We start from the raw sequence: 15,361 nt of genomic DNA, 5'->3' as shown, positions 1-15,361 counted from the left end.
CTCACCTTACATTATAATTTCTTTTGCAATTCATACAGCTTTGTCATAGCTTCAAGCGGAGTCATATCCATTAGGTTGTATGATTTTAATTCATCGATGACCGCTTGATCTTTCTGTTTTAGAGCAGCTTTTGGCTGTGGTTTTTCTTCTACTTCAAAGAAAGATAGCTGCTGTTTTTCTTCAGTCTTTTCTACTTTTGGTGCTGGAGATACGTTCGGGGTCACGTCATGTGATCCGCTCTCAAGCTCCGTTAAAATGGTCTGGGCTCTATTGATGATGGCATCAGGCAATTCAGCTAGCTGCGCTACATGAATACCATAGCTTTTATCAGCTGCACCTTCTTTGATTTGATGTAAGAAAACGACTGTGCCTTCATGCTCTTCAGCTCGCACATGAACATTTTTCAGCTCGCTTAATTGAGATTCAAGAACCGTAAGCTCATGGTAATGTGTAGAAAATAGGGTTTTGGCCCCAATATGATCATGAACAAATTCAATGATCGCCTGCGCAAGCGCCATTCCATCATAGGTGCTTGTCCCGCGTCCGATTTCATCAAATAAAATCAAGCTGTTTTTCGTTGCGTGCACCATCGCATTTTTTGCTTCGAGCATCTCTACCATAAAAGTACTTTGACCAGAAATCAAATCATCTGCTGCACCAATACGGGTAAAGATTTGATCGAAGATTGGTAGCGTCGCCTTTGACGCAGGCACAAAGCAGCCAATCTGTGCAAGAATCGAGATGAGAGCCATTTGTCTCATATACGTACTTTTCCCTGACATATTCGGTCCAGTGATGAGTAAGGTTTGTCTGCCTTTTCCCATATGGCAGTCATTCGGTACATATTCCTGGTGATCCAGCACTTTTTCAACGACAGGGTGACGGCCATCTTTGACATCCACGTCATCCTCTGAGAATTCCGGACGGATATAACGGCGCTTTTCACTAACAGTCGCAAAGCATTGAAGCGCATCCAGCTCACTCATTTGTTTTGCGAGCAGCTGTAATCTAGGAATATAGCCTTTTACTTGCTCCCTGAGAGCTGTAAATAGTTCATATTCCAATTCGTTAATATTTGATTCCGCTTCAAGAATCAGTGCTTCTTTTTCTTTTAATTCAGGTGTGATATACCGCTCTGCATTGGCAAGCGTTTGTTTTCTTTCATAGCGCCCTTCCTCAAGCAGATGTGTATTTGCACGTGTCACTTCGATATAATAACCAAACACTTTATTAAACCCGACTTTTAATGAGCGAATGCCGGTATATTCTCTTTCCTGCTGTTCGAGACGTGCAATCCAGTCCTTTCCGTTTCGGCTGGCATCACGGTATTCATCTAATTTTGCATTGTAGCCATCTTTAATCAAATTGCCTTCTTTTATCGTCATCGGCGGATTTTCATAAAGTGCATCTTCTAATAAATCAAGCAGGTCGCCGCAAGGATCAATCTCATTCGCTCTTGATTTTGCCATTTCCTCTGGTAATGATTGAACGAGTTGTTTAATATCCGGTACTTGTTTTAAGGATTCCTTGAGCTGGATGAGATCACGGGCATTCACGTTGCCAAATGCCACGCGGCCCGCTAGACGCTCAAGATCATATACTTGCTTTAATCGTTCGCGCAGATCCTCGCGCTCAAAGAAATGATCCATCAGAATTTGCACCATTTCCTGGCGCTCGTTAATTTGCGAAAGACGAATGAGCGGCCGGTCGATCCATTGCTTGAGCAGTCTGCCGCCCATCGCTGTTTTTGTTTCATCTAACAGCCATAATAAAGAGCCTTTTTTGCTTTTTGAACGAATCGTTTCTGTTAATTCAAGGTTTCGTTTTGAGTAAAGATCAATTTTCATCGTTTGTTCAAGCTCAAACACTTGAACTTTCTGAAGGTGATCCAAGCTTCTTTTTTGCGTTCTTCTTAAGTAGGCATATAGTGTTAAAAATGCCGTTTTTAACTTGTCGTCAAGATGGTAAACGAGCTGTTCAGCTTCCTCTAATAGTTCATCACTATCTTCGTATGAAATAGTTGCTTGGCAGCGTTCTTTAAGGGTTTTGATTGTTTCCTCATCCAGCTGCTTTGACACCACAATTTCTTTTGCACCAACAGAATAAATTTCTGATACGACTTCATCTAATCGATCGATGAAAGCCGCCATGTTTTCACCTGTTGATAAATCAGACAGCGCAAGACCGTATCCATTTTGAAAGCTAGTAACAGACGCAATGAAGTTGTTCTCGTTTTCACTTAAACCTTTACCATCCATGACGGTACCTGGTGTAATCAGTTGAACAACTTCCCTTTTGACTACACCTTTTGCCGTTTTAGGGTCTTCCACCTGCTCACAAATGGCGACCTTGTAGCCTTTTGAAATCAACTGTTCTATGTATGCAGAAGCAGAATGATATGGAACACCGCACATTGGAATTGTGCCGCCGTCTCTGCTTGTTAACGTAATTTCCAGTTCTTGCGCCGCTTCTTTCGCATCATCAAAAAACATCTCATAAAAATCGCCTAAGCGAAAAAATAAAAAGGCATCTTGATAATCTGCCTTGATCTTTAAATATTGCTGTATCATGGGCGTATAACTTGCCATATTTCTAATCCCTCACTATATTACTTTCGAATTCATACCATCTTCAATTATAGCATAAAAAAACACCTTTTTTCTCCTAGTTCAGGCACAAAAAAACTAGGGGGATATGCGCCCTAGTCATTTATTACTCTTCTGGATCACCTGCTAGGAACTCTGGATGAATATCCTCTAACTCCTCATCCACTTCCTCTTCCCACTCGTGATCATCTTTTTCTTTCCAGTCTGAATTGACCTCTACAACAATTTTTGTTTCACCGACTACCTCAGCAATGAACTCACGCTCTGCCTGAACGATAATTTTATTGCCATTTGGAGAAATGGTCACTTCTAAGCAATTGGGCTGCTGCAAAACTTTCGCAATCACTTCGTGCTCATCATCAAGGAAATTTTTATCTTTATATCTCAGTTTAATGATGTCTACATACTTCACACGCTCTGTGACGACTTCTGTTTTCGTGTTGTCAGCGTAAGAGTACCATACGTTAATATCAAATGTTCCTTCGATTTCAACCGTTTTACCGACCTTTTCAGCATCATACTTATGATTAATGATCCAACCACCTAGGATACTGGTTGGTTTTTGCGATGGAGAAATGGTGTGTGTGCTTTGGGTGAATTTCCTCCCTTTTGCAACCACCGCTTTTGTAATAATTTCTCTGTATTCAGACATTCCGGCATGCCTCCTTGTTCTTGATCGTTTTATCTTATGCTGGGCATTCGTCTAGTGTGTCACGATTTTGAACTTCATGTTCAATTAAATTCATTTCTGTTTCAGTGTATGCATGGTCGCCCATAAACTTGCCTTGAAAATTGGAAAAGTTGGAGAGTGAGAGGTTTGGAGATGATGAAACATGAAGAGAATGGGTAGTGCATTTCAATAGGAAAACAAAAAACCCCGCATCTGCGGGGTTTTCTCATTTAATGGAGCAACTTGGTGATGAGTTTTTCACTTTTGAACCGGTTTCTCCTAATAAGAGGTCACCGCCGGTTGAAAGAATGATTTCATCTGTTACTTGATTCGAAATTGTGTGCGCTACAAGCTGAAGCAGGGAATTGACTTCCATTTGTGATTCTTTGAATTCTTGAATGACTGGGATGTCATCCAGTTCTTCTTGCAGGGCATCGATTTTTTCTTCGACTTGCTTTAAGGCTTCATGTTTGCCGTAATGCTTTAAGTTCACAGCTTGTTTTTGAAGCGCCTTAATTTGATTAATGATCGTTGAAATTTTTGTATTTTCATTGATTTGCGCTTCTGCTTTTTTGAAGAAATCAACTTCTTCCGTTTCAGAAATCATTTTAGCGAGCTCTCTTGCGCGCTCGACAATCTCTTTCTTTGAATAAAGTGTCATTTTAATTCACCTCGATAGCTTCTCCAACCATTTCTCCGTCAAGAGACCAAGTTTTGGCTTGTGTGATTTTCACTTTGACGATGTTGCCAATCGCTTCTTTTGGTGCTTTAAAATTCACAAGCTTGCTTTTACTTGTATATCCGGCTAGGATCTCAGGGTTATTTTTACTTTCACCCTCTACTAATACTTCGACAATCTGCCCTTCATATTCCTTCATTTTTTTCGCAGAAATTTCATTCACAAGTGCATTTAAGCGCTGCAGACGTTCTTTTTTCACACGCATTGGCACGTTGTCTTTCATTTTCGCTGCCGGCGTTCCTTCTCTTGGAGAATAAATGAACGTATAAGCGGCATCAAACTCAACCTCGCGATAGAGGGAAAGTGTTTCTTCAAACTGCTCATCTGTTTCATTTGGGAACCCAACAATAATGTCCGTTGTTAATGAAGCATTCGGCATAGCTTCTTTGATTTTGCGCACAAGATCAAGGTAGCGCTCACGGTCATATTTTCTCGCCATAAGCTTCAGCACAGAAGAACTTCCGGATTGTACTGGCAGATGAATATGATCAAGAAGATTTCCGCCCTTGGCTAGCACTTCAATTAAGTGATCATCAAAATCACGCGGGTGACTTGTTGTAAAACGGATACGTGGAATATCAATTTTTCGCAGCTCATCCATCAGGTGGCCAAGACCATATTCCATATCTTCAAAATCTTTTCCATATGCATTCACGTTTTGACCAAGAAGGGTAATTTCCTTATATCCTTCTGCTGCTAAACGTCTGACCTCTTGAATAATTTCGTCTGGGCGGCGGCTTCTTTCCTTGCCGCGCGTATAAGGCACGATACAGTATGTACAGAATTTATCACAGCCGTACATAATATTCACCCAGCCCTTGATTTTACCTTGACGGGCTCTCGGAAGGTTCTCAATCACATCGCCTTCTTTTGACCAAACCTCAATGACCATTTCTTTTGAAAGGTAGCATTCAGATAACAGCTCTGGCAGGCGGTGAATGTTGTGCGTGCCGAAAATCAAGTCAACAAATGGGTGTTTCTTCAAAATACGGCTCACGACAGATTCTTCTTGTGACATACATCCGCATACACCTAAAATTAAATCTGGCTTTTCGCGTTTTAATGCTTTTAAATGACCAAGCTCTCCAAACACTTTGTTTTCTGCATTTTCACGAATAGCACAAGTGTTTAATAAGATGACATTTGCATCTTCCGTTGAGTTTGTTGGTTCATAGCCAAGCGCCATAAAAATACCAGCCATCACTTCTGTGTCATGCTCATTCATTTGACAGCCATATGTGCGAATATAAAACTTGCGGCCGTTCCCTAACCCTTGAAACTGCTCGTCAATTTGAAATTGATTGTATTCGACTTCTTCTTTACCCCGTTTTTTTGCATCTTTTAAGGAAGGCGGAATGTACACAGCTTCAAAATATTTGCTGTAGTCCTTCTCGGATTTTTTGTCCGATGAACTTACTTGTCCGCTCGCTTTTCTCTGCTCTTCATTCATGAATTTGTACTCCTTTCAAACCAAGTTCCACCCTACAGTATAGACTATTTTGTGATGAATTGAAAATAAATCATATGTGTCATCACTTTTCAATCCACCCGGATTCTGCATGAATATTGAGTAGGTTTTAACAGTAGGTTATCTTTCTCCAAAGGGTTTTGTATTTCTTTTACAATCTTCATTTGCTGTGTACCGACACTCTCAACTAAAGTAATCACATACGCTTCTTTTTCCTCTTCTGCTACCATTCTTTCTTGTTCCGATAAGAAGAAAGGGAAGTCTTGATGAGCAAGTTTAGAGCCCTTCACCTCTATTAGTTTTTCTTTTCCATCAGGGTAATACGATTGGATATCAAATCCATGACCATCTTCCCTTTCGGCTAACCAATTGACTTTTTTCGCTAATTGCTCCTGACCCGCTGCTTTTAATTGCTCTACTTCCATATCATAAACAAATTTTTCAGCTATCCTACCTGTCTCTTCATTTCGCTTGGCTCTTTCTTCTCTTAATTGCTTATAAACGTCTCTATGGATGATTCTTTTTCGTTTTATACTCTTACTAATCTTCGTGTCCATTTGAAGATCCGGATTCGAATATATTTCGAAAATAAAATCATAAAAGAATTCATTTAAGTTATATATATCTTTTAAAAATTCGTATTGATTAAATGTATCGATATTATACCTTTTAAATACCAAAGAACCTGCTGCATATTTTTTAGGTCTATCAGATTCTCCTAAGTAAAAATCACCTATTTCAAATCCTTTTAAATTAGGACTATGCACAGGTTTTAGTCGTTCTCGCCAAACATTCGCTTCATATTTGATCTTTTTGAGAGAAAGATTTTCAGTACCTAATCCTATCGATAAATAAAAGTCTTTGCCATTATTAGCGAATAAAATGACTATATATAATCCTTTTTGTGTTGTTGTTTTATTTGTTTTTGGATCCTTTGTTAAGAGTTGGTCTAGAAACGCTATCCAAATAGACTCTGAAATTTTCCCATTTCCTGTAGATGCTTTAATATCGATTCTATCCAAATTTTTCATATGGCTTTTTTCTAATTCATTTTGAATTTTGTTTGGTATCTCTTTATTAAACATTTTGTGAAATGGGTGATTCTTATCTGTTATTACATTGCTCTTATAATCTAAATATTGCTTATAAAAATCTTCTTTACTAAATAACATTTGTCTCATCACTTACCCCAATAGATCTTTTTACATACATTATACATAACAAACGGTAGATTTGATGAAAATTGGAAAGAATATCGCAAAAAAAGAGAGCCTGCGCTCTCTCAATCAAGTATGTTTAGTTTTTTTGCTTCTTCTTCAATGATTGTCAGTGCCCGGTTTAGTTCTTCTTTTGTGTGCTCGGCTGTGATGATGGCTCTAATTCTTGCCTTGCCTTTTGCTACTGTTGGGAAGGCGATGCCTTGAGCAAACACGCCTCGTTCTATTAAAGCTTTTGAGAAACGAAAAGTAAGTGCTTCGTCTCCAATCATGATTGGGATAATCGGTGTCTCTGTTGGGGCGACTTGAAATCCAAGGCTGATGACCTTTTCTTTAAAATAAGCGGCGTTCTCCCAAAGTGTATCGATTCGCTTCGGTTCATCTAACAGCACTTCAATCGCTTCTTCACATGCTCTAGTCACAGCCGGCGGATGTGAGGTGCTGAATAAAAACGGTCTTGCTTTATGTTTTAAATAATCAATTAAAACCGCTGAACCAGCTACGTAACCGCCGAGCACTCCGACAGCTTTACTAAGGGTCCCGACCTGTATGTGCACTCTGCCGTCGAGTTTAAAATGGTTGACCGTCCCGCGGCCATTCTCACCAAGCACGCCCGAGGCATGCGCATCGTCTACCATGACAAATGCATCATATGCTTCTGCTAGCCTGACGATTTCAGGAAGTGGCGCGATATCACCATCCATTGAGAAAACACCGTCTGTAACGATGAGGCGGACGCGATAATTCATTGATTTTTTCAAAATCTTCTCCAGCTCTTCCATATTGGAATGACTGTATACCTTTTTATCTGCTTTGGTTAGTCGGATTCCATCAATAATTGAGGCATGATTCAGTTCATCCGAAATGACAATATCATCTTTTGTCAGGATACTTGATAAAACCCCTTGGTTGGTCGTAAAGCCTGATTGGAACACAAGGGCTGCCTCTGTCTTTTTAAATGCAGCAAGCTTTTTTTCAAGACGTTCATGCATTGTCATTGTGCCGGCGATGGTTCGTACGGATCCTGTACCCGCTCCGAATTTATCAATCGCCTCTTTTGCTGCTTTCATCAGCCTTGGGTGCGAGGTGAGACCTAAGTAGTTATTTGAGGAGAGTTGTATAACAGATTGTTCATTTAAAGTAACAGTGGATGATTGTTTTGAGTCGATCTCTTTTAAGGTTTGGTGAGTGCCTTGCTGCTTCATTGTTTCCAATTCATCTTGTAAATACGTGAATTCCTTCATCATTTCTTCCCCCTTTGATATGATGGCATCATCAGTACGACTTTTCCGCACGTACCATTCCGCATGAGTTCAAAACCCTTTTCGAACTCTTCAAATGGCAGTGTGTGAGTGACAACTGGCTTGACATCAATGGTATTCGTTCTTAACAGCTCAGATACTTGACGCCACGTCTCAAACATTTTTCTCCCCGTGATCCCTTGCACGGTTAATCCCCTAAAAACAATTTGATTCGTAATATCAATTGTCACTGGCCGTTCTGGCAAGCTTAGTATATTGACTTTTCCTCCATTTGCACAAGCTTCGAGTGCTTGATTAATGGCAGCTGGCTGACCTGACATCTCACACATTACGTCTGCCCCTTCCATCCGGGTGAGCTGCTTAATCATCGCGACTGGATCATCTTTTCCAATATCCACGATATGATCTGCACCCATTTTTCGGGCAAGATCGAGCCTGTATTCATTTTTATCAACGGCGAACACTTGAACAGCTCCAGAAGCTTTTGCGACAGCGATTGCCATTAAACCGATTGGTCCGCAGCCAAAAATCGCCACAGATTTACCTGAAACAGGTGTGTGCAGTACTGTATGGACAGCATTTCCTAGCGGCTCTTGTATAGAGGCAAGTTCAACTGGCATTTGAGCCGGATTATGCCACACATTTTGTTCAGGTATTTTGACATATTCAGCAAAACAGCCATCAATGTCTACCCCTAAAATTTTCGTTTCACTGCACAAATGCTGCTGCCCTGTTAAGCACATATAACATTGATTACATACAACATGCGTCTCAGCCGATACAAAGTCCCCTACTTTTGCTCGTGAGACCTGCTTCCCGACTTTGACAACTTCCCCTGTAAATTCATGACCAAAAATGTAGGGCGCTTTGACTCGCCCCTTAGCCCAGTCATCCCAATTATAAATATGCACGTCTGTTCCGCATATCGAAGTGGCTTTCACTTGGATCAAGACTTCATGATCTTTGATTTCTGGAATCGGCATCTCCAACAGCACCGCTCCGTAAGCGCTTTCTTTTTTAACAATTGCTTTCATCGTTCCACACATGACGTACAACCCCTTTGTTAAAAAACTTCTCCCAATCAGATTTTAACACGACTTATTTTAGTCGTAAACACCACTGTCTACTAGATAAAGACAAATGAACACTCCACATATTTTTTTAGATATTTTTCTAAAAAAAAAGCAAATCTCCGGTTGAGAGGAGATTTGCTTTCATCGTCAGCGTTTCTTTGAAACGGCAACATATAGGGCTGGCACAATAAATAATGTCAGAATCGTTGAGAAAAAGACACCCGATACAATGCAGATGGCCAGCGGCTTAAAGAGTGGATCATGACTTAATGCAACAGGCATTAATGCAACTAATGCCGTAAATGCTGTTAAAAGTATCGGTCTAATCCTTGCTCTTCCCGCTTCAATGACGGCTGTCTGTTGATCAAATCCTTGCTTGCGCCGCTGTTCAATAAATTCGAATAAGACGACCGCATTTCGAACGACAATACCAGCCAATGAGACAATTCCCATTGTTGCCATAAAGCTGAATGGCGTTTGTGTGACAAACAGTCCGATAATGGCTCCTGATACGGCTAAGTAAACCGTTCCTAGAACTAACAGTGGAAGCATTAATGAATTGAACTGGAATGCGATGGTCACGTAAATGAGCAGCAGGACAACCGCAAATAAGAGACTAATTTCAATAAAGAACTGGGTCTGATTTTCATTTTCTCCACCTTGTGAAATGGTCAAATCCTTCGCTGCCGCGCTTTTCCCCACTTGATTAACGACTTCTTTCATATCGTCTTTAAACGAATCTGATGCGCCGGGATACGCCTTTAGCGTAATGGTTGGAACTCCATTTTCATGTGGAATGCTTTCATACTGCTCTGTTTCTTTTTCTGTTACATATCGGCTAAGCGGCTCAAGTTGAGGCATACCACCCTCGTTGGTCTTCACAGGTACTTTCAATTCTTTTAGCTTTAAACCATTTTGATGTGTACCTGTATCCTGTTTTACCACTAAATCGATGTCATTTGTTCCTTGTTTAAAGGTACCTAATGGAATCCCTTCTGTCACAAGCCCAAGCTGTCTGCTGACAAATTGAGCACTGAGCCCATCCTCTGCCATTCGCTCACGGTTTAATTCAAAGGAAATCGTTTTCGCCGGCTTATTGACATCATCTGTAATCAAGCTTGCTCCTTTGTCTTTCATTTCATTTGTCAGCGTTTCTTTGACATCAATGAGCTTTGTGAAAGAGTCACCCGCAACTGTTACTGTCACTGGCGCTCCAGTTGGCGGTCCTTGAACAATGGTTTTCATAAAGAGATCAGCCTCTTTGAATTTCTCTCGCAAAGGCTCGGTCATACGATCTATCAATGCCTTACTTGTCATCTGATCATTGTCTACTCTTACAACAATCTGACCGGTGTGGTCACTTGCATTTGAAATACTTTCATTAAACAGATTCGGCACCCCGCCGCCTGCAAAAATCGCCGTTTCTTCAATGCCTTTTTGCTGCTTAATTTCTTGTTCTATTTTCTTTAGTGTTTCATTTGTTTTGTCTAATGTTGTTTCACTTGGAAGCGTGACCGTGACGACCACTTCTTTCTTATTCGCCGCAGGGAAAAATTCAAATGGTGTGACGAAAATAAGTAAAAAAGCAAGCGTTGCAACAAGCAAGCCACTTAGTCCAATAACGAGCGGCCGCTTCACAATGTTTTTCAGCACACGGTCTGCATAGAAATCCGCCAGCTTTTTTAATGGTTTTCCTAGGAAGCCCGGCTCTTTTTGACTCTTCTTGTTCTTTCTTTTCCTGTTCACAGTATATTGATAGACCGGCACAAGTGTCAGCGAAATCACCATGGACGCAAGCACAGTCGTTACTAGAACAGACGGTAGTGCCCGAATAAATGAACCGTTTGCACCTGATAAGAAAAGAAGCGGCAGGAAGGCAAACACAACAGCAAGTGTTGATGTCAAAATGGACCCTGCGACTTCTTTTACGCCAGCAATTGTTCCTTTAAGCGGACTTTCGTATTTTTTCATTTGTCTTAAAATATTATCATTGACGACAATCGCATCATCGACAAGTATCCCTAAGGCAATGATAAAGCCGATGATCGAAATTTGATTGAGATCCACTTGTAAAAATGGCAGCGGAATGGTTCCAATTGTAATGGATAGCGGAATGGCGAGTGAAACGATAAACGCCCCGCCAATCGTGAGTCCAAGTGTAGTAACGATAATGACCGCGATGACTGCAACAATGGCTTCTTTTATTAAATCATTGAAAATGGCATCCACTTCACTTTTTTGTGAATAGTAGTCTACCCACTCCACCCCATTTGGCAGCTGCTTTTCTTTCTCAATGACATCATTGACTTTGTCATACATTTTAGGAATATCAAGCCCTGGTTTAATATTCACTGTAAATGAATAGGCGGGCTTTCCGTTATAGGACACAATATCACTTTTCTCTTTTTCTACTTCTTTTAAGCTGCCAAGCTGACTAATTGTGACCGGCTCTCGTTTTGTTTTTGAGAAAAGCTCAATTTTTTTGACTTGATCTAAGCGGTCATATGTATCGATGGACAGCTTGACCTTCTCTTTACCTGCCCGAATATCGCCTAGTGGAGATGTGTCAAATTCCTGATTGATGGCATTTGTGACATCAGTTACATTGAACCCTTCCCCCTCCAGCTTGTTTGAATCTAAGTTTAATATCGCTTGTTTGTCATTGAAGCCTTTGATAACGACATTGTCTACCCCTTTGATGTCCTCTACTTTTTCCTTCAATGCACGCAGCGATTTCTGACTCTTTGCTAAGTCCGATGATTGACTCGACACAATCATATAAGAACCAACGGGTACGCTGCCGAACTCATCCTTTATATCCGGCTCCATCACTCCGTCAGGAAAAGATGACGCAGCACTTGTCGTTTCATTCTTAATTTGACTTGCCACCTTTTGAAAGTCGGCTTGATCCTCAATTTCAAGCACAATATTTGAGAAACCAATGGCAGAAACCGAGCTCGTTTTCTCTACACCATTGATATCAGATAAAGCTGATTCCAGCTTATTGGTGACGTCTCTTTCCACCTGTTTTGCATCTGCACCAGGGAAAACGGTAGAAATCGTGACGAGATTCGCCTCGAATTCTGGCAGTTCTCGTTTAGGAAGCTGCGCGAATAAATAGCCGCCAGCAATGAGAACGATAAAAAATAAAATAAAAACAAGCTTTCCTCTTTTCAAAAAAGCTTCAAACATTATTTCACCTACTTAAATATTTATTTTTGATGTAGTAAATTCAACTTAATCTTAATTTATCATCATGGTGAAAAAATGCAAGCTCTAATATGTCATTTTTATCTATTTCACGAACTGAATATGTTATATAAGAAATGTATAGCGGTAAACAAAAACAACCTGCTTACATGATGTAAGCAGGTTGAAAATAATAAAATTAGAATTATCGTGGCTCAACAATCAATTTGATGGCTGTTCTTTCTTCTCCATCGATCAGAATGTCAGTAAAGGCTGGAATGCATATCAAATCCACTCCGCTTGGCGCAACAAATCCCCTTGCAATGGCGACAGCCTTAACCGCCTGATTCAGTGCTCCAGCGCCGATTGCTTGTATTTCTGCTGCACCGCGTTCACGTAAAACGCCCGCTAATGCTCCTGCTACTGAATTCGGATTTGACTTTGCTGAAACTTTTAAAATTTCCATTTCTGCTCCCCCTTAAATTTACAATGGATAAGTGAGTGTTCATTAGAACAATCTTTGTTAGATGATGCTATTTTTTTGAAAATCCATCCCCAAAATGTTTTTCAAAAATAGCAGGCTACCTACCATTTTTACTATATTCACGATAGAGGGCGCATATTCCTTCTTTCTGATTAATATTTTTCTGAAATAAATATGTGAACATTTATTCAAAGAAAATATGGTCATCATTTATCAAAATTCGATCAATTTTGACAGCTTTTTTCGACTGTTCGTCAATTTCTACGATTACTGCACTTAATGTTGTGCGGCCTTCTGCAATTTCAAACCGGACTGGGAGACTTGTTTTGAATCGTTTAATAATCGTTTCTCGGTCAACACCCAAAATGCCATCATAAGGCCCTGTCATCCCAACATCTGAAATATACGCAGTTCCTTTTGGCAATACGCGGTTATCTGCTGTTTGAACATGTGTATGCGTTCCAACGACACATGATGCACGGCCGTCTGTATACCAGCCCATTGCTTGCTTTTCACTTGTGGCTTCACCATGAAAATCAATAAAAATAAACGGTGTCCGTTTGGATGCTTCCGCAATTAATTCATCTACTTTTTGAAATGGGCAGTCAATTGGCGGTAAAAACGTACGTCCTTGCAGGTTAATGACAGCCAATTCTTTTCCTTGTTTTTTAATAAACGTGAGACCTTTTCCAGGTGTGCCTTCTGGGAAGTTAGCAGGACGGACCATATTGGCTGCATCATCGATGAAATCGAAAATGTCTCTTTTATCCCATGTATGGTTGCCCATTGTGAGCACATCAGCTCCTGCTTGCAGGAGCTCATGATAGATTTTTTCAGTCAGGCCTTTCCCGTGAGCAGCATTTTCTCCGTTGACAATGGTAAAGTGCGGCTGATATTTTTTCTTCAGCTTTGGCAAGTATTCTTTCAGTGTGTCTCTGCCAGGTGAACCGACGATATCTCCAACAAATAATATTTTCATGCGCTTTTGAACCCTTTCTCTTATAAATTGATCTTCTTATCAGTGTTGCATATTTACACAAAAAAATAAAGCGGCGCTAAGCGCACCGCTCTATTTTGCATACTCTACTGCGCGAGTTTCTCGAATGACTGTCACTTTAATGTGACCAGGGTAATCGAGCTCGTCCTCAATTCGCTTACGAATATCCCTTGCTAGACGGTGAGCTTCAAGATCATTAATTGAATCTGGCTTCACCATTATACGTACTTCACGTCCAGCCTGTATCGCAAACGATTTTTCAACACCTTCATAAGATTCAGAGATATCTTCTAATTTCTCAAGTCTCCGAATGTAATTTTCAAGCGTCTCACTTCTTGCACCAGGGCGTGCTGCAGATAATGCATCAGCTGCCGCAACAAGAACAGCGATAATAGATGTCGGTTCTTGGTCACCGTGGTGAGAGGCAATACTGTTGATGACAACAGGATGCTCTTTATATTTCGTCGCAAGCTCAACGCCAATTTCTACGTGGCTTCCTTCTACTTCATGATCAATGGCTTTTCCAATGTCATGCAGAAGACCTGCTCGTTTTGCAAGCTTTGCATCTTCTCCAAGCTCTGAAGCCATGAGACCTGCAAGATGTGCAACCTCAATTGAATGCTTCAGGACATTTTGTCCATAACTTGTACGGAATTTCAAGCGGCCGAGAATTTTGATAAGATCCGGATGCAGACCGTGAACTCCGACTTCGAATGTCGTTTGCTCACCCATCTCGCGGATATAATCATCGACTTCACGGCGTGATTTTTCCACCATTTCTTCAATTCGTGCAGGATGAATGCGGCCATCCTGGACTAGCTTGTCCAGAGCTATCCTCGCTGTTTCACGTCTAATCGGATCAAAGCCCGATAGGATAACAGCTTCAGGTGTATCATCTATGATCAAGTCAATACCAGTTAACGTTTCTAACGTACGGATATTTCGTCCTTCACGTCCGATAATACGACCTTTCATCTCATCATTTGGAAGATTGACTACAGATACCGTTGTTTCAGCTACATGATCAGCTGCGCAACGCTGTAACGCAAGTGAAAGAATGTTTTTCGCCTTTTTGTCAGCCTCTTCTTTCGCTCGGTTTTCAGATTCTTTCGTCATGACTGCAATGTCGTGGGAAAGCTCATTTTCAACTTGATCCAGAATGATTTGTTTCGCTTCATCTCGAGTTAGACTTGAAATGCGTTCCAACTCGGCTTTCTGCAAACGAATCATATCATCCACTTTGCTTTCCATCTCTTCAATATGTTGTTGTCGTTCATTCAGAGAATGATCTCTCTTCTCCAACAGGGACTCCCGTTTATCTAAAGATTCGTCTTTGCGATCAAGATTTTCCTCTTTTTGAAGTAAACGGTTTTCTTGTCTTTGAAGCTCATTTCGTCTTTCACGAACTTCTTGCTCCGCCTCTACACGAAACGAATGAATTTCATCTTTCGCTTCCAAGAGCGCTTCTTTCTTCAATGCTTCCGCATCACGCTTTGCATCCTCAACAATTTGTTCGGCCATGTTTCTTGCGCCGGATATTTTTGCTTCTGCAATGGTTTTACGAACAAAGTAGCCAACAACTAAACAGATTAGGCTCAGCAAAATGGAGATGATCGTAAACATCGTAGGCGACATATTTTCACCTCCTCTTGCTAT

General features: G+C 40.7%; 11 protein-coding genes. All 11 read right to left on the bottom strand.

Annotated features, from left to right (window positions below):
• Nucleotides 1-11: 11 nt before the first annotated feature.
• The 11 genes from mutS to rny all read right to left on the bottom strand — a co-directional run bounded on the left by mutS (nt 12) and on the right by rny (nt 15,340).
• Nucleotides 12-2,588 (bottom strand): DNA mismatch repair protein MutS, encoded by a 2,577-nt coding sequence (mutS, locus tag ACN6NB_RS08260; RefSeq protein ID WP_144491242.1) that lies wholly within the window; start codon nt 2,586-2,588, stop codon nt 12-14.
• A 124-nt stretch (nt 2,589-2,712) separates the two neighbouring features.
• The gene (gene cotE / locus ACN6NB_RS08255; RefSeq protein ID WP_039178732.1) at nt 2,713-3,258 is read right to left on the bottom strand and encodes an outer spore coat protein CotE; all 546 of its coding nucleotides are present in this window, start codon (nt 3,256-3,258) and stop codon (nt 2,713-2,715) included.
• A 244-nt stretch (nt 3,259-3,502) separates the two neighbouring features.
• Nucleotides 3,503-3,937, bottom strand: a complete 435-nt coding sequence (gene ricA, locus ACN6NB_RS08250) for a regulatory iron-sulfur-containing complex subunit RicA (protein ID WP_008358013.1) — start codon at nt 3,935-3,937, stop codon at nt 3,503-3,505.
• Nucleotide 3,938: 1 nt separating this feature from the next.
• A complete protein-coding gene (gene miaB, locus ACN6NB_RS08245; protein ID WP_034281907.1) occupies nt 3,939-5,465 on the bottom strand; it encodes a tRNA (N6-isopentenyl adenosine(37)-C2)-methylthiotransferase MiaB in 1,527 nt (508 codons plus the stop codon).
• A gap of 89 nt (nt 5,466-5,554) precedes the next feature.
• Nucleotides 5,555-6,664 carry an MrcB family domain-containing protein gene (locus ACN6NB_RS08240; RefSeq protein WP_260982286.1) on the bottom strand — a complete coding sequence of 370 codons (1,110 nt, stop codon included), beginning with the start codon at nt 6,662-6,664 and terminating at the stop codon, nt 5,555-5,557.
• A gap of 101 nt (nt 6,665-6,765) precedes the next feature.
• Nucleotides 6,766-7,944, bottom strand: coding sequence for a glycine C-acetyltransferase (locus tag ACN6NB_RS08235; protein WP_144491241.1), 1,179 nt, complete (start codon nt 7,942-7,944; stop codon nt 6,766-6,768).
• Nucleotides 7,944-9,008, bottom strand: a complete 1,065-nt coding sequence (tdh, locus tag ACN6NB_RS08230) for an L-threonine 3-dehydrogenase (RefSeq protein WP_126681848.1) — start codon at nt 9,006-9,008, stop codon at nt 7,944-7,946. The genes ACN6NB_RS08235 and tdh overlap by 1 nt, the downstream gene beginning before the upstream one ends.
• 174 nt (nt 9,009-9,182) lie before the next feature.
• Entirely contained in the window at nt 9,183-12,227 is a 3,045-nt protein-coding gene (locus ACN6NB_RS08225; protein ID WP_144491240.1) for an efflux RND transporter permease subunit, read from the bottom strand.
• A gap of 202 nt (nt 12,228-12,429) precedes the next feature.
• Nucleotides 12,430-12,690, bottom strand: coding sequence for a stage V sporulation protein SpoVS (gene spoVS / locus ACN6NB_RS08220; protein WP_003211281.1), 261 nt, complete (start codon nt 12,688-12,690; stop codon nt 12,430-12,432).
• Between the two features lie 202 nt (nt 12,691-12,892).
• Nucleotides 12,893-13,687, bottom strand: a complete 795-nt coding sequence (locus ACN6NB_RS08215) for a TIGR00282 family metallophosphoesterase (RefSeq protein WP_024424109.1) — start codon at nt 13,685-13,687, stop codon at nt 12,893-12,895.
• 90 nt (nt 13,688-13,777) lie between these two features.
• Nucleotides 13,778-15,340, bottom strand: a complete 1,563-nt coding sequence (gene rny, locus ACN6NB_RS08210) for a ribonuclease Y (RefSeq protein ID WP_003211958.1) — start codon at nt 15,338-15,340, stop codon at nt 13,778-13,780.
• Nucleotides 15,341-15,361: the final 21 nt, after the last annotated feature.

It is taken from the genome of Bacillus sp. 11B20 (genome assembly GCF_056098985.1).
Note: the sequence above shows the minus strand (reverse complement) of the source record. Positions and strands in the feature narration are given on the sequence as shown.